The sequence below is a fragment of the Myxococcus sp. AM009 genome, assembly GCF_013372605.1.
GTDB lineage: Bacteria > Myxococcota > Myxococcia > Myxococcales > Myxococcaceae > Myxococcus > Myxococcus vastator.
In genome coordinates this window covers 25,928-49,587 of record NZ_JABXEP010000036.1, presented here as the reverse complement: position 1 = coordinate 49,587, position 23,660 = coordinate 25,928, and the positions used below count along the sequence as shown (strand labels likewise).

Genomic DNA, 23,660 nt, shown 5'->3' with positions numbered 1-23,660 from the left:
AGGAGGAGCCGCCGCCATGCGTGACACGATTCAGCAGCCAGGAGCCCGCTCTCCCGCTGTGCCTCCACGCGGCGGAAGCCAGCGGCGGAGCCCATTTGGCCGCGACGGCCAGCGCACCTCGGAGGAGCGCCTCCCGCAGCTCGTCTCCGCGCTCGCGGGCGGCGCCCTGCTCACCCTGGGCCTCCGGCGCGGAAGGCTGGGCGGCGTGGCACTGGCACTGGCCGGTGGCGGCCTGCTCTTCCGCGGCACCCGGACCGAGCAGGAGCCCTACGTCCGCAGGCACGGCGTCGTCGTCCGGAAGCTCCGCCGACAACGCGGCCGGGACGCCACCGTCGAGCTGACGGTGCTCCAGCGCTCCATCACCATTCAAGGCACGCCGGAGGCGCTGCATCGCCGCTGGCTCGACGCGGAGACGCTCAGCCAGGTGATGGGACACTTCGCCGACGTCACGTCCTCCGGCGAGGGCCTGCAACACTGGAAGGTGCCGGGCGTGCTCGGCAGGGAGTTCGAATGGGACGCCCAGGTGGTGGAGGAGCGCCCCGGTGAGCTGCTGCGCTGGCAGGCCGTGGGGGACACGGCCCTGCCCAACGAAGGCTGGGTGCGCTTCCGCCCCGCGCCGCGGGACTGGGGCACGGAGGTGACGCTCCGCTTCGTCTTCGACCCGCCGGGCGGCGTCTTGGGCGAAAAGGCCGTGCAACTGTTCGGCGCCGTGCCCGCCGCGCTCGCGCTCAAGGCCCTCAAGCGCTTCAAGAGCCTCGTCGAGTCAGGCGAGATTCCCACCACCCGACCCAACCCCGCCGCTCGCGAGGGCGGCTACGCCTCCTGAGGAACCTGCCCATGCGCGCACTCTGCTGGAACGGCATCAACGACCTGGGCGTGGAGACGGTGGGGGACCCTCGCATCGTCAACCCGCACGACGTCATCCTCCAGGTGAGGATGTCCACCACCTGCGGCTCCGACCTCCACTTCATCGACGGCGACATCCCGACGATGCGCAAGGGAGACGTCATCGGCCACGAGTTCATGGGCACCGTCGTGGAGAAGGGCCCCGCGGTGAAGAAGGTCCAGGTGGGAGACCGCGTCGTCGTCCCGTCCTTCATCTGCTGCGGCGGCTGCTGGTACTGCCAGCACGACCTCTGGTCCCTCTGCGACAACACCAACCCCAAGGGCGAATTGCAGGAGCCCCTGTTCGGCTACCAGACGGCCGGCATCTATGGATACACCCACGCCTTCGGCGGCTACGCGGGCGCGCATGCGCAGTTCGTCCGCGTCCCTCACGCGGACAACGACTGCTTCCGAGTGCCCGAAGGCGTAACGGATGAACAAGCGCTGTTCCTCTCCGACGCCGTCCCCACCGGCTACATGGGCGCGGAGTTCTGCGACCTCCAACCCGGCCAGACGGTGGCCGTGTGGGGCTGCGGCGGCGTGGGGTTGATGGCGCAGAAGGCCGCGTTCCTCCTCGGCGCCGAGCGGGTGATTGGCATCGACCGCTTCCCCGAACGGCTGAAGCTGGCGCGGGAGAAGGTGGGCGCGGAGACCATCAGCTACGAGGAGGTCGACAGCGTCCAGGACGTGCTCAAGGAGCTCACCGGCGGCCGAGGCCCCGACGCCTGCATCGACGCGGTGGGCATGGAGGCGCACGGCACCGGCGTGGGCGCCGCGTATGAGCGCGCGAAGCAGGCGCTGCACCTGCAGACGGACCGGGGCCAGGCGCTGCGGCAGGCCATCCTCGCGTGCCGCAAGGGCGGCATCCTGTCCGTGCTGGGCGTCTACGGCTTCATGGACGCGTTCCCCATGGGCGCCATCATGAACAAGGGCCTCACGGTCCGCGCCGCCCAGCAGCACGGACAGAAGTACCTGCCGCGCCTGCTGGAGCACGTGGTGAAGGGCGAGCTGGACCCGTCCTTCCTCGCCACCCACCGGTTCTCCCTGGAGGACGCGCCGAAGGGGTACGAGCTCTTCAAGAAGAAGCAGGACGGCTGCGTCCGGGCGGTGTTCCTGCCCAACTGACGCGCCAGTCCTCGCGAGGCCGTCCGGTGGCCGCGACACACCGGGCGGCTTCGTTTATCCGCGGCCCGCTCAGGCCTCGGACAGCATGCCGTTGCCGGTGTGGTGCGCCGCCGCGGCGAGCGCCTCCGGCGTGGACCCGTCCGCGAACAGGGAGGCCCCCGCGGCGGCGCGGGCCTTGGGCGGACGGCCCCGGCGGCGGGGCGCGTTCTCATCGCTCCCCTGCGCCGCGCTCGCGGGGTCCGCCGCCGCGCCGTCAGCCCGGGCGCCCTTGCGCGCGGCACGCGGCAGGTGGATGCCGTCCAGCTTCGCGCTCAGCTCCACGTTCTCCTCGGAGAAGACCCGCGCGTATGCCAGCGCCCGCTGGCCCTTCTGGAGCAGCGCCTCCTGGCTCTCGTGCAGCGCCTGCCGCGCGGACTCCAGCGCCGCCTGCGCGCGCGCCACGGCCTCCGCCTGCTCCCGCACCTGTTCGGCCGCGGCGTCCAGCACCTCGCCGTTCATGTCCGGGAAGCGGACCTCCGCCAGCTCCGTGGTGAACAGCTCGAGCAGCGCACGCAGCGCCGGGGAAATGGGGTCGTTCTCGTTCGAGTCGAACATGCGCGGGCCTCCTGGCTCCTTGCGGGAAGGTGGCCCCTATCTGCCCAGATGTTCAGTGTCAGATCAAGAGGGTAGGCTAAAACAGCACACCTACTGATCAATCCACGCGCACCAGCGCCGCCTGCTGCAAGCCGTCGTCCGCGCTCACCTCCACGGACAGGTAGTGCCGGCCCACCCCGTCGAACGTCTCCGGAATGGCGCCTCCGCCGCCGACGATGAAGGCGGGGATGCCCCCGTTGGTGAACGAATAATAGGAGTGGATGTGCCCGTAGAGCGTGAGGTCCACGCCCGCGCGCGCCAGCTTCCCCATCAGGCCCGCGGCCTCGCCCCGGTTGGCGAAGCCGCCGCCGCGCAGGCCCACCGGGTCCTGCGGAGGAACGTGCATGGCCACCACGTGCGTGCCGTCCCGCGAGGCCGCCAGCCACCCCTCCAGTTGCTCCTCCACGCCGGGGTCCAGCGTGCCGTTGCTGGAGTCCACCACCGAGAAGCGCACGCCCTTGAAGACGAAGCTCTGGCTGCCGCGCCCCACCAGCGCGTGGTACTCGGCCGCGTCGCGGGTGAACGTCTCGTGGTTGCCCAGAGTGGCGTACAGCGGGATGCGCGAGCCCGCCTCCAGCCGCTCCTGGAACTCCGTCAGCTCGTCGCGCGTGCCGGACTCCGTGAGGTCGCCCGCGAAGAGGATGAAGCGCGCCGCGTCGTCCCGCCGCATGCGCGCGTAGATGTCCCCCACGCGCGGCAGGGCCTCCTGCACGTCCGCCAGCACGAGGAAGCGGAAGGGCTCTGGCGATTCCGAGTCCGGCGGCGCCACGGACAGCCGCGCCGTCGTCCCCGCGCGCAGCGCCACGCGCCACACCTTCACCGTGGGCAGCGCCTGGGGAAGGGCCTCCTGCGCCAGCGGCGCGCCCCCCTCCTCCTGGGCCACCAGCACCGCGTCCGGCATCGCGTTGCGCACCGTCACCAGCCAGTCGGACGGCGCCTGTGCGCCCACGTCGATGCGGGCGGTGAAGGCCGGCGCGTTGCCCCACAGCACCAGCGAGCCCGGCGCCAATTCGCGCACCGTCGCCAGCCCGTCCGCCACCGACAGCGTCACCCCACCCTGCTGCGCCTGTCCCACCTTGGAATCCGCGACGGCGCGGTTCTCCGCGGGCCGCATGCCACAGCCCGACGACACCAGCGCCGCCAGCACGCCCGCCTTCACACCCACGCGCATCACCGCTCACCTCCCAAGGCATGAATCAATGACAGCCGGCCCACGAGCGCGCCACCTCCCTGCACCTCCGCGGCGACGCCCCAGTCATCCGTCAGCAGCGCCCGGCCCCGCAGGCCAAAGGCGCCCACGATTCCGCCGCCGCGCGAGCGGATGCCGCCCGCGAAGGAGTCCTTGCGGTGGTCGTAATAGAGCATCGCCTCGCCCCGGAAGGGCCCGCCCCGGCCCAGCCACACGCCGTAGCCGAAGGTGAAGAGCAGCTGCTCGTGCAGGTTCCCGTCGCTCACCGCGCCCGGGTACGTGATGGCCTCCGCCGACGTGCCCACGCTGACCTCCGCGAAGGAGCCCGCCATGGCCGGGCTGATGCGCGACATGGCCAGCCGGCCCCGCAGCGCCACCTCTCCGCTGATGAGCGCGAAGCCCTCGGTGGGGTAGCGGTGGAGCTGGCCAAAGGCCTCCACGTCCAGCGCGCTGCCATCCGTGCCCGCCAGCGAGCGCTCCGGCGCGCCCAGCAGCCGCCACGCCCCGCCCAGGCGCACCTGGGTGTTGCCCTCGGACGGGTCCACCCGCAAGGCGCCCAGCAGGCGCAGCGAGTCGAAGCGGGCCTGCGCCCCCACCGTGAGGAAGTGGCGGTAGTCGAAGGCCGCGTCATTCACATACTGGTAGCCCACCTCCAGCTCCAGCGGCGGAAGCAGCGGCGGCGCCACGCCCGGGTCGAACGCCGGCGCCGTCACCGCATACAGGTTGGCCAGCGCGGAGATGCCCAGCACGCTGAAGCCCGCCAGCGTCACCGCGTACAGCGGAGCAATGGTGCGCCGCGACGCGCCCGTCAGGGCGATGGGCACCCCGCCCAGCGCGATGAGCCCCAGGCCCGCGCCCTCCAGCGCGAAGAGCCGCTTCGCCGTCTGGCCGTCCCCCGCCACCAGGGCCCCCAGCCCGTGGAAGAGCAACCCCGGCACCACCGCCACCGGCACCGCCAGCGGCTTGAAGTCGGGGCGCTCCGGGGGCACCTGCCCCAACGTCTGCTGGGAGGGGCCGACCCGCGCCTGGAGGGGCGCATCCACCGCGACCTCCGGGCCGCCATCTCCACCTCGAGCCAGGCCCGGCATCGAGAACAGCAGCACTCCACTCAGACACACGGCGCCCCACCGCGAGCGAAGGGGGAGCTCGGACACCATCGGCGACGCCTCTTTCTCCGTGAGGGACCGGCCGCCCCCGCCCGCCGGCAAGCGCAGGCGAGTCCGCTAGATAACCGCGCCGGGGCCCCGCGCGGCAGGCGCCCTGCGTGAAGAACTGTGAAGCCTCACACCTCGGCAACCCTGAAAAACTTCGCACAGAGTGCAATCTGGAACCGAGATTTTCCCCGGAAGGAAGGTATGCTCCTCCCCCGTGGCGGAAAACAGCCCTCAGCAATTCGGTAAATACGTCCTCCTCTCGAAGATCGCCGCGGGAGGCATGGCTGTCACCTACCGCGCGCGGATGACGGGCGCGGCGGGCGTCACCAAGCCCTGCGTCATCAAGCAGATCCTCCCGCACTTCGTCGACGATGCGGACTTCGTCGAGATGTTCATCGGCGAGGCGCGCGTGGTGGCCAGCATGAGCCACAGCAACATCGCGCAGATCTTCGACTTCGGTGAGGTGGACGGGCAGTACTTCATCGCCATGGAGCTGGTGCAGGGCCAGCCCCTGTCCAAGGTGCTGCGCCGCGCCCAGCGGATGGGCATTGGCTTCTTGCCGGAGTCCCTGGCGCTCCATGTGGCCAGCAAGCTCTGTGACGGCCTGGACTACGCGCACCGCCACGTGGGCGACGACGGGCAGACGCTGGGCCTGGTGCACCGCGACGTGTCCCCGGACAACGTCCTCATCTCCTATGAGGGCGAGGTCAAGGTCATCGACTTCGGCATCGCCAAGGTGACGAGCGCGGTGGAGGCGAAGACGTCTCCTGGCACCCTCAAGGGCAAGTACCCGTACTTCTCCCCGGAGCAGGCGCAGGGCCGGCAGGACCTGGACGCGCGCACCGACGTGTACGCCGCGGGCGTCGTCCTCTACGAGATGGTGTGCGGCAAGCGCCCCTATGAAGGGGAGTTCGTCACCGTCCTGCCCCGCATCCTCGTGGGCGACCGCCTGCCGCCGTCCGCGCACAACCCCACCCTCAGCGAGGACGTGGAGACGGTCATCTCCCACGCCCTGGCGCTGGACCGCGAGGCGCGCTACCAGACGGCGAAGGACCTGAGCGAGTCGCTGGTGGAGCTGCTCTACCGCGACAACCCGCGCTTCACCCCCACCCTGCTGTCGCAGCTCATGGCGCACCTCTTCGCGGAGGAGCTGACCGCCGAGGGCCGCCGGGTGGAGGTGTCCCCCGTCTTCCAGGAGCAGCTCGCCGCCTGGCAGACGGGCGTCACGGAAGCGACCCAGGGCCGCGCGCGGCTCCCGTCCAGCAACGCCCAGCGGGGCTCCAGCCCCGGCGTGCGCAGCCGGCCCGGCAGCGACAGCGGCCGCCCTGGCAGCGACAGCGGCCGCCCTGGCAGCGACAGCGGCCGGCCCGGCAGCGACAGCGGACGCCCTGGCAGCGAAGCAGGCCGTCGCCCCGCGAGGAGCAACCCGGGGGTGCGCCGTCCCACGAGCAGCGGCATGCGGCGGGTGACCCAGTCCCAGCTGCCTCGCTCCGAGGGCGGCGCCCGCAGGACGTACACCGCCGAGCGCCCCGGCCCCCCCGTTCCGGAGCTGGGCGACGAGCCGAGCACCGACGCGGGCGAAGCGCCCCTCCCCACCCAGGCCACGCCGCACGACACCCCCATCGAAGTGCCCGCCGCCGAGGCCGAGGAGCCCACCACCCAGGCGCACCCGGTGGGGACCTGGAGTGGCAAGGGCTACCGCACCACCGTGGACGACGCCCGGGACGCGCTTGCGCGCGAAGAGGCCGCGCGCGTGGCGAAGGGGAAGGAGAAGGCGCGCATCGTGACGATGTCCGTCATCTATGCGGCCGCCGCGCTGCTCCTCGTCGGCGTGTTCTACAAGCTCGTCTTCGCGCGCGAGTCCACGTCCGACGACGCGTACGCCTCCACCACCACGCTGTGGCTCGCCTCCAAGCCCGCGGGCGCCACCGTGCGGCTCAACGACCAGGTGCTCAAGGGCGCCACGCCGCTGATGGTGGAGGTCAAGATTGGCGAGGCCAACACGCTGGCCCTGACGCTGCCCGGGCACCTGCCCTGGACGAAGCGCTTCACGCCCACGTCGAGCCTGGTGGAGCCGCTGACGGCGGAGCTGAAGCCCATCGCCGCGCCGCCACCGCCGCCGCCCGTCGAGGTGGCCGTGGCGGCGGCGCAGGAGGACGCGGGCGCCGCGCTGGTGGCGGACGCTCTGGAGGACGGTGGCGCGGGCGCCCCGGACGAGGACGCGGGCGCCGCGCTGGTGGCGGAGGCTGGCGGCGCCCCCCTGGAGGACGGTGGCGCTGGCGCCCCGGAGGAGGACGCGGGCGCGGCAACGGACGTAGCCGTCACCCAGGGCGGGGCCGAGGAGGAGGACACGCCGCAGCGGACGATGCAGGAGGTGGACTACCCCACGCGCGTGTTGGTGCTGCGCCCCCGGTACAACGCCGTCCCCCTACCCGAATACAACACCGCCAGCATCGAGCTGAACCCCGGCACGACCTACTCGGTGTGGACGCAGGGCAACGCGTCCATGGCCGAAGGCCGACGCACCGCCTCCGGCACGCTGGCCTACCTCATCGAGGGCGACGGGCCGGTGGACAGCAGCTTCGGCCTGCTCGGTACGTCGACGCGCACCATCAAGGGCGCCCGCAAGCTCCACGTCTTCGCGCTGGATGACGGCGGGCCGGACGACAACAGCGGCTCCATCCGCATCAACGTCCGCCAGTCCGCCTACGTGCCGCCGCGCTCATTCACCTTCGACGCGAAGGAGCACGCGGTGCAACTGAAGCCCGAGCACCAAATCGTGCTGCGCGGCCTCAACCCGCGCTCCACCTACCTGCTCACCGTGCGTGACGACTTCGCGGAGCTGCGCCCCGGTGCCAACGGCCGCGTCCGCCAGGTGCTGTGCATGGAGCGCGGGCCGGCGCCCGAATCCGTGCGCGCCACCCACCGCGTCCTCGAGACCGGCAAGCGCTACCAGGTGAAGAACACGGAGGACCTGCACTGCACCTTCCCCGACCTCCAGGTGAGCGACAACAAGGGTGCCTTCGAGGTGGACATCGTCGACGTGACGGCCATGAGCCGCAAGGAGCGCGCGGAGGCCCTGAGGGGCTCAGGCCGCTCGGAGCGGTAGCGGCGCGGAGACCCGGCTCGACAAGGACGGGAAAGGCACGTGGGCGCGGGGCCTGGGGGGCACCGGGCCCACGCGTCTTTCCTCGGGACGGACTCAGATGTCCAGGTTCTGCACGTCCAGGGCGTTGCGCTCGATGAACTCGCGCCGCGGCTCCACCGCCTCGCCCATCAGCAGCGAGAAGATTTCGTCGCTCTCCACCGCGTCCTCCACCCGCACCTGGAGCAGCGTGCGCGTGGCCGGGTTCATCGTCGTGTCCCAGAGCTGCTCCGGGTTCATCTCACCCAGGCCCTTGTAGCGCTGCAGGCCCAGGCCGCGCTGCGCGTCCTTGCGGACGGCGGCGAGCACCTCCTGCACGGAGAAGACGGTGATTTCTCCCGCATCCACGCGGACCTTGTACGGCGGCTTGCCCAGCGCCACGAAGGCGTCGCGCAGCGCCGTCAGCTCCACGTACTCCGGCGACGACAGGAAGGCGTGGTCGAGCACCGTCTCCCGCATGGCGCCATTCACGTCGGTGTGGAACACCAGCTTCTTGGTGTGGTGCTCGGGGTCCTGCACCAGCTCGTGGCGCACGCGGCCCAGCACGTCCGGCATGCGGCGCTCGAAGGTGTCGTAGGCGGCCTTCACCACCGTCTCCAGGGCCGCCTCGTCCGTCAGCGTCTCCGCCGACAGCCGCGCGCCCTGCACCAGCGCGTCCACCACGCGCGCGTCCCGGCGCTTGGCCTGCTTCTCCAGGCGCTCCTCGTACGTAATCACCTTCTCCAGCAGCGCCTTCAGCTCCGCGCCGCCCAGCTCGCCCTCGGGCGTCAGCACCCGCGCGTGCTCGGAGGCAATCTTGAGCAGGTACTCGTTCAGCGCGGCCTCGTCCTTGACGTACTGGTCCTTCTTGTTGCGCGTGACTTTGTAGAGCGGCGGCTGCGCGATGTAGAGGTAGCCCTTCTGCAAGAGCTCCGGCATCTGCCGGAAGAAGAAGGTGAGCAGCAGCGTGCGGATGTGGCTGCCGTCCACGTCTGCGTCCGTCATCAGGATGATGCGGTGGTAGCGCGCCTTCTCCGGGTCGTAGTCCTCCGCGCCGATGCCCGTGCCCAGGGCCGTAATCAGCGTCACGATTTCGGCGCTGGTGAGCATCTTCTCGAAGCGGGCCTTCTCCACGTTGAGAATCTTGCCGCGCAGCGGAAGGATGGCCTGGTTGCGCCGGTCCCGGCCCTGCTTGGCGGAGCCACCTGCGGAGTCACCCTCCACGATGTAGAGCTCGCTCTCGTTCGGGTCGCGGCTCTGACAGTCCGCCAGCTTCCCGGGGAGCCCGCCGCCGTCCAGCACGCCCTTGCGGCGCACCGTCTCACGCGCCTTGCGCGCGGCAAGCCGCGCCCGGCAGGCGTCGCCAATCTTCGCCACGACCTTCTTGGCGACCATGGGCGTCTCTTCCAGGAAGGAGCCGAGCTGGTCGTTCACCATCTGCTCGACCAGGCCCTTCACCTCGCTGTTGCCCAGCTTCGTCTTCGTCTGCCCCTCGAACTGGGGGTTGGTCAGCTTGATGGAGATGACGGCGGACAGGCCCTCACGCGCGTCCTCGCCGGTGGGCGTCTCCTTGAGGTCCTTCCAGAGGCTGCCCTTCTCCGCGTAGCTGTTGAGCGTGCGCGTCAGCGCCGCCTTGAAGCCGGACAGGTGGCTGCCACCCTCGTGGGTGTTGATGTTGTTCGCGAAGGTGTAGATGCGCTCGTCGTAGCCGTCATTCCACTGCATCGCGATGTCGAGCGCGACGCCCTCGCGCTCCGTGCTGAAGGCGATGGGCTTGTCGTGGAGCGTCTGCTTCGACTTGTTGAGGTACTCCACGAACGAGGAGATGCCTCCGTCGAACTTGAAGTCGTGCTCCTTGTTCGTGCGCTCGTCGCGGACGGTGATGTGCAGTCCGGCGTTGAGGAAGGCCAGCTCGCGCAGCCGCTGGCTGAGCGTGTCGAAGCTGAACTCCACCAACTCCATCACCGTCGCGTCCGGCTTGAAGGCGATGTACGTGCCGCGCTTGTCGGTGGTGCCCACCTCGCGCGGCGGCGAGTCCGGGATGCCCTGCGCGTACGACTGCTCGTAGACCGTGCCGTTGCGCTGGACGCGGACCTTGAACCACTCCGAGAGGAAGTTGACGCAGGTGACGCCCACGCCGTGGAGGCCGCCGGAGACCTTGTACGCGCCGTTGCCGAACTTGCTGCCGGCGTGCAGCTCCGTGAGGACGACCTCCAGGGTGTCCTTGTTGGGGAACTTGGGGTGCGGGCCCACGGGGATGCCGCGCCCGTTGTCCTGCACGCTCAAGGAGCCATCCACGTGGATGACGACCTCGATGTCGGTGCAGTGCCCGGCCAGAGACTCGTCCACCGCGTTGTCGACGACCTCGTACACGAGCTTGTGGAGCCCGTAGGTCATCGTGTCGCCGATGTACATGCCGGGGCGCTTCCGGACCGCCTCGCGGCCCTCGAGCTTGGTGATGCTGTCCGTCCCATACTCCACGGGCGGCGGAGCAACCGCCGAGCCGGTAGCGGGGGTCTTTTCCATGTGAAGCTGTCCTTGGGAAAAGGAGCCTTGCAACAGGTCCGTGCGTACCACTTCAAGGCACGTCGAACAAGGTTAACGAGGACTCGCAAGGCTGCGTAAACATTCGTGAAATCCGCCTGGCCGCCTGCCTGGGAGGCGGCCCCCGGAGACGGGGTGTTCAGGCGTCGAAGCGGGGCGGCGGGAGGCGGTCCTCCAGCGCCGCGAACAGCTCGTCGAAAACAGCCTTGCGGGCGAAGAGATGCCGGGTGACGAGCACCCGCCCTTCCTCCTTGAGGAACAGGGCGAGCACGCTCCCCTTCCGGCCAATCCGGCGCACGTGGTCAATCTGCCCCCAGTGCAGGTCCAGCTCCTTCTTGCTGAAGGGCCGGGCCACGCGCACGCCCCGCGCGTCCACCGTGACGCCCCAGCCCGTGCGAGGCCGCAGGCGGTGGAAGGACACCAGGAACGTCAACATCAGCCCCGCGGACACGCCAGCGCGGGCCACGGCCTGGACACCCCCTGCGTCACGGGCCTCCGCCAGGGCCCAGGCGGTGAGGACGGCCAGCACGCAGGCCCCCACGAACAGGGCGATGCGGGTGGCGCGAGGGTCGAAGGCGTAGAAGCGCGGGCTGCTCATGAGTGCCCCCGCACCCTAATCCTCCCAGCGCGCGGGTGCGCGGTTTTGAGCGCCGCGTCTGTTCTCCGCCGGGCGGAGCGTGCCCTACGCTCCTGAGCCCCATGACGAATGCCGAGCTGTCCGCGCGCCTGCTGTCGAACGTCATCGCCTTCAAGCACCTTCAGCGGGAGCGGGGCACGCTGCGGCACCTGGGCCTGCCGGGCGTGGACGCCTTCTGCCTGCCGGAGCACCCGGAGCACGCGCGGGCCCAGCAGGCCTTCTTCCACGACGCGGGGGCGCTGCGCGACGCCCTTCCCGCCCTGACGGACTTCTACCGGCGCCTGGACCTGCCCGGCTGGCGCGTGGTGCTGCCGCCCGGAGACGCCGAGGCCCGGCGGGTGCTGGAGGCCGCCGGCTTCGGCCCCGACGCGGTCCGGATGGACGCCTTGGGCCTGGCGCTGGGGGACGTGCCCGACGCCCCTCCGGACATCTCCCTGGAGGTCTCCGAGACGCAGGACGACATGGTCGCCATCAACAAGCGCACGTGGGGCCAGCTGGGGCGCCAGCTCGACGTCTGGCTGCGGCCGCCACGGCTGCCCGTGCACACGCTGGTCGCGAAGGCGGCGGGCGTTCCCCTCGCATGTGGCCTGGCCCGGGACGTGGGTGACACCGCGGGCATCTACATGGTGGCCACGGTGCCCGAGGCCCGGGGCCAGGGGCTGGCCGCGCAGGTAATGCGCGGGCTGCACCACCAGGCGCGCGCACGGGGGATGACGGCCGCGGTGCTCCAGGCGACGCCGGAGGCGAAGCCCCTGTACCAGCGCCTGGGCTACCGGGATTTGGGCGCGTGGGAGACCTGGGGCCGCCTGGGCCCTCCTGCCTGCTTCACATCGTCAGATGGCGGCTGACGGCTTCCAGGAGCGTGTCCACGTCCACGGGTTTGCGCAGGTGGCCGCAAGCGCCAATCTCATCCGCGACCTGGCGCGCGTTCGCTGACGCGGAGAAGACGAGCACCGGGATGTCCCGCCAGGGGGGCACCTGACGCATGGCCCGCGCGAACGCGCCGCCGTCCATGACGGGCATCATCATGTCCAGCAGGACGAGCCCCGGCAGCTCCGTGGCCGCGCCCAGCACCTCCAAGGCATGCTTGCCATTGCTGGCCCCCAGCACCGTGTAGCCCGCGTCACGAAGCACCTCTTCCAGGGCCTCGCGAAGATCCGCGTCGTCATCCACCACCAGCAACGGCCGACTCACTCACGCCTCTCCTTCTCCAACGGCCCATCCAGGGGAGCGCGCGCCGTTGTCCCGGGCACAGTAACGGCCATCGCACTCCCCCGACGTCGCGAAAAACACGCTGCGCCCTCCCGAGCGCTGGCTGGTGAACGTCCGGGCATTGCCGAGCAGGTTTTCCAGGCCCCCACGGAGCAGACGAGCCCCCGCGCCATCATCCCCGGGGCAAGCCTACTTCCAGGACAGCTCGTACTCGCTGTCGAGCAGGCCGACCTGGCGGCCGTGGACCCGGACCTCGCGCGCGCCCACCGCCTCCAGCACGCCGTACAGCACGCCCTCGTGGTAGGCGGCGGGCATGAAGTCGCGCCGCATGATGAAGCGGGCGCTGGTCTCCCCCGTCCACAGCGGGTAGCGCTCACCGTAGGTCACCGCGGCGAGGTAGGCCTCTCCCAGCGACTGCAACAGCAGCCGCGGCTTGCCGCTGGCCGTGCGCATCAGCTCCCGTCCGAAGACGGACGCCACGAAGTCCACCGTGGCCTGCGTTCCCATGCGCCGCAGCACGCCCTCGAAGCCCTCCAGCTGCGGGGCGAGCAGCCGCGCCGCCGTGGACGACATCCGGAGGAACCGGGTGATGGGGTACATGTGGAGGAGGTTGATTTCCCAGATGCCGGCCACGCCCTTGCAGCGGGCCACGGCGCCTTCGCCTCCCAGGAAACCCACGACGTCCAGCGTGCCCTGGAAGAACATTCCACGCGCCATGTCGTCGTCAGTGGCCGCCAGACGCCGCAACTCCAGCTCCCAGGCCGCGCCACCACCCGCGCTCGATTCGTAACCCGCGTACATGCTCATCTCCCCGAGGGGCCCTTCCAGGGCGCCCGGGGAACACACCGCCACCTCACCTCGCGGATGTTTCCGGGCTCACAGGATTCCCCCCACTTCCGGGAAGCCAACAGTCGCATATTTTTCCGGTACTGTCGAATCAAACCCGGTTCGCCCCGCGGGCCGAGAGGACCATCCGCCAGCCAACGAATGGGGACGGATGGCCCCAGCCGGGCTCAGCCCGCAATCAGGGAGGTCTGGGCGGCGGCCACGGCGGCGCCGGGCTCCGAGCGGTGGCCGGCGGCGATGAGCGCGCGCTCCAAGGCGCCCACCGTGGCGAGGACGTCCGCGGGCCCCACGCGGTTCATGTGGCCCACGCGGAAGTAGCGCGTCTTCAGGTCCGGGTGGAGGCCACCGGCGACGACGACGCCCTGCCCCTTCACGCCGCCCACCAGGGCCGCGTCCACGCCGTCCGGGTAGTACACGGCGCTCAGCGTGTTGGCGGCGACGGCGTCGGAGGTGGGCAGCAGGCGCAGGCCCATGGCCTTCCACGCCGCGCGGAAGGCGCGCGCCATGCGCTGGTGCCGGGCGAAGCGGGCGTCCATGCCCTCGGCCAGAATCTGTCCCAGGCTCACGTCCAGCGCGGCGACGAGGTTCACCGGCGGGGTGGCGAAGTAGGCCGGCCTGCCCGCCTCGTAGGCCTCCATGATGGGCAGCCACTCCGCGAAGTCCGCGTAGACGCTGGCCACCGGCGCCTTGCGCTCGCGCCACGCCGCCATGGCTCGCGGGCCCACGGTGAGCAGCGCCAGGCCGGGAGGAACACCCACCGCCTTCTGGCTGGCCGTGAGGTACACGTCCGCCTCCCACGCGTCCTGGCGGAAGGGCTCCGCCGCGGTGGCGCACACGCCGTCCACCACCGACAGCACGCCGTGCTTGCGCGCGGCCCGCACCAGCGCCTCCGCGGGGGCGAGCACGCCGGTGGACGTGTCCACATGGGTGATGGACAGCACCTTGAAGCCGACCTTCGACAGGTGCGTCTCCACCTCGTCCAGGGAGGGCACGTCTCCCGGCGCGGCGCGCACGTGCGTCACCTGGGCGCCGTGGCGCTCGAGAATCTTCGCCATCCGGTCGCTGAAATAGCCGGTGTTCACCACCAGGGCCGCGTCCCCGGGCTCCACCAGGTTGGCCACCGCCAGCTCCATGGCCAGCGTGCCGGAGCCGGACACCACGAAGGGCTGCGCGGAGGGCGCCAGGCACACCTCCCGAAGCCGCTTCAGGGCCCGGCCGAAGACGGCGATGAAGGCGGGGTCCGTGTGGCTGAGGGTGGGAGCGCCCAGCGCCTGGAGCACCTCGGGCTCGAACTCCACCGGCCCCGGAATCATCAGCAAGTCTCTCACGGCGTCACCGCTCCTCTCGCGCAGCCGGCGCGAGCAGAGGTGCCCGCGGCCCGGGCCGACTGTGGCGGTCCCCGGCCGCGCTGTCCACGCGCATGTGCTCCGACTCAGAGGCGGACGAGCAGCTCGCGGAGAATGGCGAAGCCCTGCCGGAAGTCCTCCAAGCGGGCCTGCTCGTTGGGAGCGTGGTAGTACTGCATGTCCCCAAAGCCCGTAATCTGCACGTCGCAGCCCTGGCGTTGCAGGTCCCTCACGAGCGGCAGCGAGCCGGTGAGCGAGAAGGGCGTGGCCGCCGCACCGCGCACCACCTGCATGGCCTCCTTCAGCGCGCGCAGGCCCTCCGAGTCCAGCCGGCAGGCGATGCCCTCCGTCCCCTCTCCCTGGAAGCGAAACGCCAGCTCACCGCGCTTGCCGCCCGCCGTGCGCGTGCGCGGGAAGTGCGCGGGGGCGTCGTCGCGCGCCAGCCGGGCGTCGAGCTCCGCCATGAAGTCCGTCACCGCCTTGCGCACCTCCGCCAAATCGTAGAAGGGCGTGAGGCGGAGGTCGCCGCGCAGGACGACGTCGGCGGGCACCTTCGTCTCCTTGGTGTTGGGTGCCTCCACCACGGTGGCCTTGAGGCTGGAGGACGACAGGAAGCCCCAGCGCTGCTCGTCCTCCGTGGGCGGGAAGCGCTCGTGGAAGAAGCGCGCCAGCTCCAGCGACGCGGCCATGCCCAGCTCCAGCGCGTTGACGCAGTTCTGCGGCATGCCGGAGTGGCCGCCCACGCCCGTCACCTTCAGCTCCCACAGCGACACGCCCGCGGTGCCCAGCGTGGGGCCGAAGTTGGCGCTGTCCAGCCAGTACACCGGCTGGCCGTCCAGCGGCTTGAGCAGCCCCTGCTCGGCCACGTAGTTGAGGCCCAGGCCCGGCAGCTCCGAGGACTCCTCGTTGGAGATGAGCACCACCTTCAGCGTGCGGCTGGGGCGCACCTTGCGCTCGGCCAGCTGGGCCAGCAGGTCCGTGAGCACGGCGACGTGTCCCAGGCAGTCGGTGACGCCGCGCCCGTAGAGCACGCCGCCGGGGCCTTGCCACAGCTCGAAGGGGCTGCGCTCCCAGCCCTCCGCCTGTTGGTCCGCCGGGACGACGTCGAAGTGCGCGCCGACGAAGCCGATGGCGCCCTCCCCTTCGCCCGGCACGGTGAGCACCAGGCAGGGACGCGACGCCTGGCCCGGGCCCGCCACGGACTCCGCCTGGATGAAGCCGCTCTCGATGTGCGGCGCCAGGGTGTCCAGCACCACCTGCGCGGCGAGCCGCTCCTCGGGCACCAGCCCCGCGCCAGGGTTGTTCTGCAGCTTCGGAGTCAGGGCGATGAGCCGCCGGAGCACTTCGAGGAAGCGGTCCTCACGCAGGGCAAGAGCTTTCATGAAACGGATTGGAGCCCAGGCGCGCGGTGGAAGTCACCGGAAACGAACAGGCGCCTCGGCCAGGACAGGCGCTGGCGTGGAGCGGTGGACGAAAGGGTCCGCGCAGCCTGGGTGACGCGGCGCTCCATGGCCGGCACTGGTGCGGCGCCGGGTCCGTCCGCATCTTGGAGGCACCATGCCAAAGACATCACCGCCGAGGCCGCCGCGCGCGCTGTTCATCCGGGACTGGGCGCCCGCGTCCCCCGAACCACGGCCCGAGAAGGAAGCGCAGGTGACCACGATGGCGGTGGGTGAGGAGACTGGCGACGGCGGTGAGCTCCAGCGCTGAGGACGCCCGTGACACGGACAGGCACGGTGGTGCTGCTGGGTGCGCGAGACGACGCCCACGTCCAGGAGGTGGCGCGCCGGCTTCGCGCCGAGGACATGGACACGGTGGTGGTGGACACGCGGGCCTTCCCCGAGCAGACGCGGCTGTCGCTCACCGAGTCGCTGGACGGCATCGTCGTGGACGGGCGTGAGGTAGGACGGCCAGCCGCCGTGTACCTGCGCGGCCTGCATGCGCACCCAATGGCCTTCGGGGTGGATGCCCAGGAAGCCATGGACGCGGACTGGCGCACCACGCTCACCGCGTTCCGCGAGAAGAGCGCGCTGCTCCTGGGACTGCTGGGCCGCTGGGAGCGGCTGGGCGTGCCGCTCTACAACCCACCCTCCTCGGACGGGTGCATGCACAAGCCCGCGCAGCTCGCCGCGCTCCAGGCGGTGGGGCTTCCCGTGCCCCAGACGCTGTGGACGAATGACGCGGAGGCGGTGCGCCGCTTCGCCCGGAAAGGGCGCGTGGCCTACAAGCCCATCTCAGGCGGCGCGGCGACGCGGGAGTTGAGTGCAGCGGACCTCACGGACGAACGCCTCGCGGCGCTCGCCGCCGCGCCCGTCACCTTCCAGGAGCTGCTGCCGGGTGAGAGCCTGCGCGTGTACGTGCTGGACGGCGCCGTCATCGCGAGCCTGCGCATCGTCTCGTCGGCGCTGGACTTCCGACAGCACGAGGAGCGCATCGAGCAGGTGCCGCTGCCTCCCGAGGTGGCACGCGACTGCGTGAGGGCGTGCGAGGTGCTGGGCCTGCGCTGGACGGGGATGGACTTGAAGCGTGACGCGGACGGGGTGCCGCGCATCCTGGAGCTGAACGGCTCGGCGATGTTCCTGGGCTTCGACGCGCGAGGCGGCACGGACGTGGCGGGGCACCTGGCGCGCGCGCTGGCGCGGCACGCACGCGGCGGGTAGCTCAGCGGCGGCCGAGGAACTGCGGGTCGGACCAATCCCAGAGCCGCTCCGGGTGGTCGTCCACGTCGAGCGGGAGGCTGTTCCAGCGGTACACCGCGCGCGAGCTGGCGCCGTGGACATGGAGGACCAGGCTCAACACGGCCAGCACCGCGAAGGTGGCCGTCAGGCCGCGCCGGGCCTCGGGGCCCTTCCACTGGAGCGCGCGCACCACGGGGACGAGGAAGAAGACGAGGTAGGGCACCATGTCCGAGAAGAAGCGCGGGCCATACGAGTGCCCTGCCCACCAGTGCGGGAAGGTGGAGATGGCGACCCAGTGCAGCGCCACCACTGAGACCAGCGCGGCATGCAGCCGGGTGAAGGTCCGGGCGCGCACGTCCATCCACAGGCCCCACGCGCTCATGAGGAGCACGGGGGTGAACACGAGCAGCCCGCGCGCGGGGGACACGAGGTTGCCGGCCAGGGCCTCGGCCACGCGAGCGGCGGACAGCTCCAGGCGCTGCGGTTCGTAATAGGGCGCCAGCACGGAGCCGTAGTGGACCAGGTTCACCGTCACCCACGGGATGGCCACGGCGAGCGCGCCCGCGAAGAACCTCCAGGCCTGACGCGGATGGGTCCACAGCACGTAGAGCGACAGCACCAGCACGGAGAGGCTGTTGGTGGGCCGCATGACGTAGGCGAGGGCCAGGGCAACGCCCGCCCAGGTCAGGTGACGCGGGGCCTCGCGCGCGCGGACGAGGCAGAGGAGCACCCCGGTGAGGCACAGCAGCGAAGGGCCGTGCTGCCACAGGGCGCGGCTGGCGGTGGAGAGCAGCGGCGTGCAGAAGACGAAGACGGCGGCGAGCAGCAGCGCGCGTTGGCGGGACAGGTGCAGCGCGGCGCCCAGCACGAACATGACGACGCCAGCGAGCGCGGTCAGCGCGGAGGCGAAGAGGCGCTGCGGGCCATTCCACGCATCCAGGTCGACGCGGCCGGTGGCGTCGTAGATGTGACGCCAGTGCGCCAGGGGCTTCGCCAGGGCCGGATGCAGCTTGCCCACGGGCGTGGCGAGGCGCACGAAGCCATCCACCAGCACGACCATGGGCACCGCGGCCAGGGAGGGCCCCAAGGGGAAGTAGTTGTAGAGGTGGCCGTCACGCTCGTAGAGGCCGTGGCGGTAGGACTCGAAGGTGGGTGCGTATTCGTCCAGGTCGAGGTTCCCTTCACGCAGCAGTGACAGCGTGGTGGGGAGCGTCAGCTTGGAGTCGAAGGGCGTGTAGACGGGGAACGCCGCCAGCGCCGCGAAGAAGCCCACGAAGAGCAGCGCCCGCCCCGCCCAGAGGCGAGACGTGGAGCGCGCGGGCGCGGAAGCCACGGGAGTGGAGACGGCGGGTGAGCTCATCGCGACGGGGCAACCTCGCGCGCCCCGGCGGCGGCGCGTTGGAGGGCCGCCGTCTTAGTGCCTTGGGGACGCGAAAGCCAGGAGCAGGTTCAATGCCAGATGCGTGCATGGACAGCGGATGGACACACCGTACAGCAATCCCAGTATGCACGGGCCCCTACTACTATCTGCGCTGATGACCTGCCGCTGGAGGCGCAGCACATGAGGTTCTTCGAGGTTCTCGAGGATGAAGCCACCCGGCAAACGGGGCGTATCGACGGCGTGAGCCCCTGGTGCATCCCGAGCATCGACTGCACCCTCTGTGGCGGCTACGGCAGCCTCGGAGAGGCCTACCCCACCGTGGACCTTTCGCGTTTCGCACACCGTGCCCTGTTGGAAGAACCGCGGAGTGAACAAGCCTTGTCACTGGAGGCGTACCAGCAACTGTGCGAGCAACTGCGGCCATGGGTCCCCCGGGGTGCCCCCTTGGAGCCCGGCACACAATTGGGGCCTGTCGCCGGCAAGGCCAAGGGCCGTTTTGGAGACTTCTACTTCCAGACGCCCTGGGCTCCGTGGCTCCGAACCTCAGCCCTGGAGAAACTTCACGCGGCCGGCGTGAGGGGCCTGCATGGCGCGCCAGGAGAATTGGGCTACCGCGGCCAACCCGCGCCGCCCCTGCACTGCCTGGAGGTCCTCGTCCACGGAGCGTTGCACCCCATCAGCCACGCTCCGGACTGGCAGGCGCCCTGTCCTCGATGTGGCAGCCACCGGAACGGCTACCCACCCGAGTCCGCCGTGCTGGCCGCGAGCACGCTGCCCGCGGACATCGACCTCTTCCGCCTTCGCGACTTCAAGACGGTCATCGTCGCGAGCGAGCGCTTCGTCGAAGCCGTGAAGCAGCTTCGACTCAGCGACATCGCGTTCCGCGAGCTTTCCGTCCACCCAGACTAAGGGTGCGCCGCGGGCGCCTCTGGCGGCGGCTCCACGCCCTCCACCTTGCCCACCTGGTCCAGGTCCTGCCGGTTGCTCAAGGAGAAGCGCACCAGCGCGCGGAGGATGCGGTTGCGCTTCACGTTGCCGAGCACCTCCCGCAGGTCCTCGTACACCGTCGGGTCGCTGATGAGCCCGCCCACGGTGCCGTCTCCCTTCGCCACGGTCGCCGTAATCTGCTTCAGGTCCGCCGCCGCGCTGCCCAGGTCCGCGAACATGCCGCTCGCGTCGCCGTACACCAATTGGTGCACCGCGCCGTTGGGGCTCTTCTTCGCGTCCTCGATGAGCCCCGCGAGCTGCCCGGCCGCCGCCCCCAGCTCCGTCAGCGCCTTCGCGCCATCCTGGCCGTAGACGAGCGCGTGCGCCGTGCCGTCCCCCGTGCGCACCTCGCGCAGAATCCCCTCCAGCTCGCCCACCGCGCCATCCACCCGCGCCGCCGCGTTGGACGCGTTGGCCAGCAGGCCCCGCACCTCGCGCCCGGCCTGCTTGTCGTAGATGAGCGCGTGCAGCACGCCCTCGCCCTTCTCCACCTCTTCCAGCAGCGCCCGCAGCGCGGCCATGCCGCGCGTCACGTCACTGGCCATCTCCGGGTTGGCGTACGTGTCCACCGCCGCCCGCAGCGACTTGCTGATGGCCACCGAGTTCTCCATCACCTGCGACGCCCCGTTGAGCAGCGCGGACAAGTCACCGCTCGAGGACGACTTGAGCACCCCACCCGCCTCCACCGGCGGCGCCGTGGGGTTGCCCAGGGAGATGTCCACCGCCTTGTCGCCCAGCACCCCCATGCTGGACAGCTGCGCCACCGAGTCCTGCCGCACGCGGTCCGTGTAGCGTGACGACACCTGGAACTGGACCTCCAGCCGCGGGTCCTTCGGGTCGGGAGAGAAGACGATGCCCGTCACCCGCCCCACGTTGAGCCCCCCGAGCCAGACGGGAGACTCATCACTGAGGCCCTGCACGTTGGTGAAGTACGCGCGGTACGTCGTCTTGCGCTCGAACAGGCGCGACTGCTGGCCGATGACCATGACGACCACGCTGGCGACCGCCAGACCGATGGCGACGAACAGGCCCGCGCGCATCGCCAGGCGGCGCTCGGTTCCAACGGGAGAGAACAGGCTCATGGCGCGCCTCCAGGGAACAGCTCCACGCGGCGCGCGTCGAGGAAGGCACGCACCTCCGGGACGGTGGAGTGGAGCATCTCCCGCGGGTTGCCCACCTGCACGATTCTCCGATTGGCCAGCATGGCGATGCGGTCTCCCACGGTGAATGCGCTCACCATGTCGTGGGTCACGACGATGGAGGTGCAACCGAGCCGGGTCTTCATCGAGTTGATCAACACGTTGATGGACTGCGTGGTGACGGGGTCCAGGCCCGTGGTGGGCTCGTCCCAGAGGATGACCTCCGGCTCCGTGGCGATGGCCCGCGCCAACCCCACGCGCTTGCGCATGCCGCCCGACAAGTCGGAGGGCATCAGTCGCTCGGTGTCGGGCAGGTCCACCAGCGCCAGCTTCTCCGCCACGCGGGCGCGGACCTCGTCCGCCGGCATGTCCGGGAAGTGCTCGCGCAACGGGTACGCCACGTTCTCCCCGACGTTCAGTGAGTCGAAGAGCGCCGCGCCCTGGAACACCATGGCCACGTGCCGGCGCACCGGGATGAACTGCTCCTCCGTGAAGCGCGTCAGGTCGTGCCCCTGGAAGAGGATGCGCCCGGTGTCTGGCGACAGCAGCCCGATGAGGCACTTGAGCAGCACGCTCTTGCCCGTGCCCGAGCCGCCCATCACCACCAGCGTCTCGCCGGCGCGCACGTCCAGGTCCATGTCGTCATAGACGTGCTTGGCGCCGAACGCCTTGGTCAGGTGCTCGAAGTAGATGAGCTGCTCCCCCAGCCGGGGCGGCTGGAACGCGAACTCAGAAGCGGGCGAGGACGAGGAGCGCATGGCGCGTCACAGGTTCAGCGTGAGCTGGGTGATGAAGAAGTCGGCCAGGCACACGGAGACGGAGGTGGTCGCCACCGTCTGCGTGGTGGCGCGGCCCACGCCCTCCGTGCCGCCCTCCACGGTGAGCCCGCGGAAGCAGCCCACCAGGCCGATGATGAGCCCGAACACCGCGCCCTTGAACACGCCGGAGGCGAAGTCCGGCATCAGCACCGCGTCCAGCGCGCCCTGGAAGAAGAGGTTGAGCGTAATCGCGTACTGGAAGTTCACCACCAGCCCGCCCGCCACCAGCCCCACGACGTCCGCGAACACGGTGAGCACCGGCATCACAATCAGGCACGCCAGCACGCGAGGCACCACCAGCTTGCGCAGCGGGTCCGCGCCCAGCGCGCGGATGGCGTCCACCTGCTCCGTCACCGTCATGGCGCCCAGCTCCGCGGCGATGCCGCTGCCGATGCGCGCGCCCACGGTGAGCGCGGTGAGCACCGGCGCCAGCTCGCGGAACAGCGTGAGGATGACCACGCGCCCCACGGTGTACTGCACGCCGAAGCGCGACAGGAAGTAGCCGAACTGCAGCGAGATGACGAGCCCCGCGAACATCGCGGTGAGCAGGGCGATGGGCAGCGAGCGCACGCCCAGCGACTCCGTGTGGTACACGAGCCCGCGCCAGTCATACGGCGGACGCACCGCGCGGCTGAACACCTGCCCCGTCATCCGCGACAAGGCGCCCAGCGACTCCAGGCGCTCCTTCGCGCGGTCCATGAGGCTCGGGGGCCCGGAAGCCGCCGCCGCGTCCACCTCGGGCTGCCGCGTCGTCATCCCTTGCGCTCCAATTCGAAGCCGGCCAGCAGCGCGTCGAAGTCCGCCATGCGCTCGTCGGCGAGCCCCGGCGGCGCCACGTAGGTGAAGTCGAACACGCAGTTGTCCTTCTTCAGCACCACCAGCTCCAGTTGCACGGGCACGCCGTCCAGCTTCGCCAGGTAGCGGCTGCGCAGGGCCTCGCGTCCATCCATGGGGATGCGCTGTTCGGAGACTTCCCGCCGGTCCGTGAAGCCCGCCAGCAGGTGCCGCGTGAGCACCTGGAGCGACGGGTCATCATGTCCCTTGCATGTGGCGTTGACGGAGAGCGCACGGCCCGTACCCACCTCGGCGAAGGCGAGGTCGTTGTCCTCCAGCCGCACCTGCCGCCAGTACGCGGGCAGCTCGCCAATGCGGTAGCGCACGGCGGGCTTGGTGAGGACGGAATCCTCGAACGTCGTCCGGTGACAACCCGTCAGGGGCATGACCACCAGCACGCACAGCAACGTCATCCGCAGCATGGCACCGTTCTTCGTGGCTCTCTCCCGGCCCTGCGGCCGAGTCATGCGTCACAAGTGGCGCACCTGCAAGGAATTCCATGCCGCGTGGTAGGGGCCAAACGTCCACTGTCACACCTCTAAATCCCTCCTCGCGCGTCACATTCCCGCCACCCGCGGTGCGCCGGCCGGCCGTCGCGACACCAACCCGTCAGCGCGGGCGTCACTTCGCGGGCAGTGCCCAGCCACCACCCCCAACCCCAGCTTTGACCCGACGCACGCAAGCCGCCCGGCTCGGAGAGCAGCGCCGCGCGCGCGACACACGGACAAGGAGGACCCCATGGACGGTGGACTCGCGATATTCGGCCTCGGCCTCTTCCTGCTCGGAATCGCCAACCTGTACGTGCGGCACAGCTACTGGCTGGCCGTCCCCGTGCTGCTCCTTGCAGTGGTGTCCATGGGGCTGGCCTTCAGCGAGTCCAAGCGGCTGCGTGAGGTGTCGCTGGGCGTGGGCGTCGCGCTGCTGCTGCTCACCATCGTCGCGCTCGCCGTGGGCACGTCCTGGTGGCTGCCGCTGGCCACCTTCCTCTTCGCCGTGGCGTATGGCGTGCTCTGGGCGGAGTACCGCTTCCCCTTCTTCCAGCACGTGGCCCCAGGCGACGTCCCGCGCCATTCGGAGCGGCGCTTCCACGTCCACTGGCCCTGGCACCGCCGGCGCGTGACGCCGTGA

General features: G+C 70.6%; 22 protein-coding genes. 8 read left to right on the top strand and 14 right to left on the bottom strand.

Translation table 11 applies throughout. From position 1 onward, the window contains the following. Positions 1-16: 16 nt before the first annotated feature. Entirely contained in the window at positions 17-826 is an 810-nt protein-coding gene (locus HV824_RS11900; protein ID WP_176418720.1) for an SRPBCC family protein, read from the top strand. An 11-nt stretch (positions 827-837) separates the two neighbouring features. Beyond that, positions 838-2,010 carry a zinc-dependent alcohol dehydrogenase gene (locus HV824_RS11895; RefSeq protein WP_176418719.1) on the top strand — a complete coding sequence of 391 codons (1,173 nt, stop codon included), beginning with the start codon at positions 838-840 and terminating at the stop codon, positions 2,008-2,010. Positions 2,011-2,079: 69 nt separating this feature from the next. Here the strand turns inward: HV824_RS11895 and HV824_RS11890 are convergent, their stop codons facing one another. The 3 genes from HV824_RS11890 to HV824_RS11880 form a co-directional block, all read right to left on the bottom strand. Beyond that, positions 2,080-2,604 (bottom strand): hypothetical protein, encoded by a 525-nt coding sequence (locus HV824_RS11890; RefSeq protein ID WP_176410720.1) that lies wholly within the window; start codon positions 2,602-2,604, stop codon positions 2,080-2,082. A gap of 97 nt (positions 2,605-2,701) precedes the next feature. Further along, positions 2,702-3,814, bottom strand: coding sequence for a metallophosphoesterase (locus HV824_RS11885; RefSeq protein WP_176418717.1), 1,113 nt, complete (start codon positions 3,812-3,814; stop codon positions 2,702-2,704). Continuing rightward, on the bottom strand, positions 3,814-4,989 hold the full coding sequence (locus tag HV824_RS11880; protein ID WP_255207964.1) for a hypothetical protein: 1,176 nt from the start codon (positions 4,987-4,989) through the stop codon (positions 3,814-3,816). Before HV824_RS11880 ends, HV824_RS11885 begins: the two co-directional genes overlap by 1 nt. 211 nt (positions 4,990-5,200) lie before the next feature. Here HV824_RS11880 and HV824_RS11875 point away from each other — a divergent pair, with 211 nt between their 5' ends. After that, the gene (locus HV824_RS11875) at positions 5,201-8,095 is read left to right on the top strand and encodes a protein kinase (RefSeq protein WP_176423304.1); all 2,895 of its coding nucleotides are present in this window, start codon (positions 5,201-5,203) and stop codon (positions 8,093-8,095) included. 93 nt (positions 8,096-8,188) lie between these two features. Here the strand turns inward: HV824_RS11875 and gyrB are convergent, their stop codons facing one another. Both gyrB and HV824_RS11865 read right to left on the bottom strand, forming a co-directional pair. Then, entirely contained in the window at positions 8,189-10,636 is a 2,448-nt protein-coding gene (gyrB, locus tag HV824_RS11870) for a DNA topoisomerase (ATP-hydrolyzing) subunit B (RefSeq protein WP_176418714.1), read from the bottom strand. Between the two features lie 157 nt (positions 10,637-10,793). Then, entirely contained in the window at positions 10,794-11,252 is a 459-nt protein-coding gene (locus HV824_RS11865; protein WP_176418713.1) for a hypothetical protein, read from the bottom strand. Positions 11,253-11,353: 101 nt separating this feature from the next. Between HV824_RS11865 and HV824_RS11860 the strand changes: the two genes are divergently transcribed. Continuing rightward, positions 11,354-12,139 carry a GNAT family N-acetyltransferase gene (locus HV824_RS11860; protein WP_217917325.1) on the top strand — a complete coding sequence of 262 codons (786 nt, stop codon included), beginning with the start codon at positions 11,354-11,356 and terminating at the stop codon, positions 12,137-12,139. Here the strand turns inward: HV824_RS11860 and HV824_RS11855 are convergent. From HV824_RS11855 to HV824_RS11840, 4 genes are all read right to left on the bottom strand, one after another. Beyond that, the gene (locus tag HV824_RS11855; protein ID WP_176418711.1) at positions 12,117-12,485 is read right to left on the bottom strand and encodes a response regulator; all 369 of its coding nucleotides are present in this window, start codon (positions 12,483-12,485) and stop codon (positions 12,117-12,119) included. The genes HV824_RS11860 and HV824_RS11855 overlap by 23 nt on opposite strands. A gap of 207 nt (positions 12,486-12,692) precedes the next feature. Continuing rightward, positions 12,693-13,304, bottom strand: a complete 612-nt coding sequence (locus HV824_RS11850; RefSeq protein WP_176418733.1) for a DUF2378 family protein — start codon at positions 13,302-13,304, stop codon at positions 12,693-12,695. Between the two features lie 212 nt (positions 13,305-13,516). Then, complete coding sequence (locus tag HV824_RS11845) at positions 13,517-14,677, bottom strand: alanine--glyoxylate aminotransferase family protein (RefSeq protein WP_176423302.1); 1,161 nt, start codon at positions 14,675-14,677, stop codon at positions 13,517-13,519. Positions 14,678-14,781: 104 nt separating this feature from the next. Continuing rightward, complete coding sequence (locus HV824_RS11840; RefSeq protein WP_176418709.1) at positions 14,782-16,077, bottom strand: M20/M25/M40 family metallo-hydrolase; 1,296 nt, start codon at positions 16,075-16,077, stop codon at positions 14,782-14,784. 175 nt (positions 16,078-16,252) lie between these two features. Between HV824_RS11840 and HV824_RS11835 the strand changes: the two genes are divergently transcribed. Both HV824_RS11835 and HV824_RS11830 read left to right on the top strand, forming a co-directional pair. Further along, positions 16,253-16,405 (top strand): hypothetical protein, encoded by a 153-nt coding sequence (locus HV824_RS11835; protein WP_176418708.1) that lies wholly within the window; start codon positions 16,253-16,255, stop codon positions 16,403-16,405. Between the two features lie 8 nt (positions 16,406-16,413). Further along, positions 16,414-17,355, top strand: a complete 942-nt coding sequence (locus tag HV824_RS11830; protein ID WP_368738048.1) for a RimK family alpha-L-glutamate ligase — start codon at positions 16,414-16,416, stop codon at positions 17,353-17,355. Between the two features lies 1 nt (position 17,356). Here the strand turns inward: HV824_RS11830 and HV824_RS11825 are convergent, their stop codons facing one another. Continuing rightward, on the bottom strand, positions 17,357-18,733 hold the full coding sequence (locus tag HV824_RS11825; protein ID WP_176418707.1) for a glycosyltransferase family 39 protein: 1,377 nt from the start codon (positions 18,731-18,733) through the stop codon (positions 17,357-17,359). A gap of 201 nt (positions 18,734-18,934) precedes the next feature. Between HV824_RS11825 and HV824_RS11820 the strand changes: the two genes are divergently transcribed. After that, positions 18,935-19,663 (top strand): double-CXXCG motif protein, encoded by a 729-nt coding sequence (locus HV824_RS11820; RefSeq protein ID WP_176418706.1) that lies wholly within the window; start codon positions 18,935-18,937, stop codon positions 19,661-19,663. Here the strand turns inward: HV824_RS11820 and HV824_RS11815 are convergent. Genes HV824_RS11815 through HV824_RS11800 form a run of 4 tightly spaced genes read right to left on the bottom strand, consistent with a single transcriptional unit; the run spans position 19,660 to position 22,999 of the window. After that, complete coding sequence (locus HV824_RS11815) at positions 19,660-20,823, bottom strand: MlaD family protein (RefSeq protein WP_176418705.1); 1,164 nt, start codon at positions 20,821-20,823, stop codon at positions 19,660-19,662. The genes HV824_RS11820 and HV824_RS11815 overlap by 4 nt on opposite strands. After that, complete coding sequence (locus HV824_RS11810; RefSeq protein WP_176423301.1) at positions 20,820-21,638, bottom strand: ABC transporter ATP-binding protein; 819 nt, start codon at positions 21,636-21,638, stop codon at positions 20,820-20,822. The genes HV824_RS11815 and HV824_RS11810 overlap by 4 nt, the downstream gene beginning before the upstream one ends. A gap of 6 nt (positions 21,639-21,644) precedes the next feature. Beyond that, complete coding sequence (locus tag HV824_RS11805; protein ID WP_163780390.1) at positions 21,645-22,454, bottom strand: ABC transporter permease; 810 nt, start codon at positions 22,452-22,454, stop codon at positions 21,645-21,647. After that, positions 22,451-22,999 (bottom strand): hypothetical protein, encoded by a 549-nt coding sequence (locus HV824_RS11800; RefSeq protein ID WP_255207963.1) that lies wholly within the window; start codon positions 22,997-22,999, stop codon positions 22,451-22,453. The genes HV824_RS11805 and HV824_RS11800 overlap by 4 nt, the downstream gene beginning before the upstream one ends. Positions 23,000-23,270: 271 nt before the next feature. On the opposite strand from HV824_RS11800, the gene HV824_RS11795 reads away from it, so the two are divergent. Continuing rightward, positions 23,271-23,660 carry a hypothetical protein gene (locus tag HV824_RS11795; protein ID WP_176418702.1) on the top strand — a complete coding sequence of 130 codons (390 nt, stop codon included), beginning with the start codon at positions 23,271-23,273 and terminating at the stop codon, positions 23,658-23,660.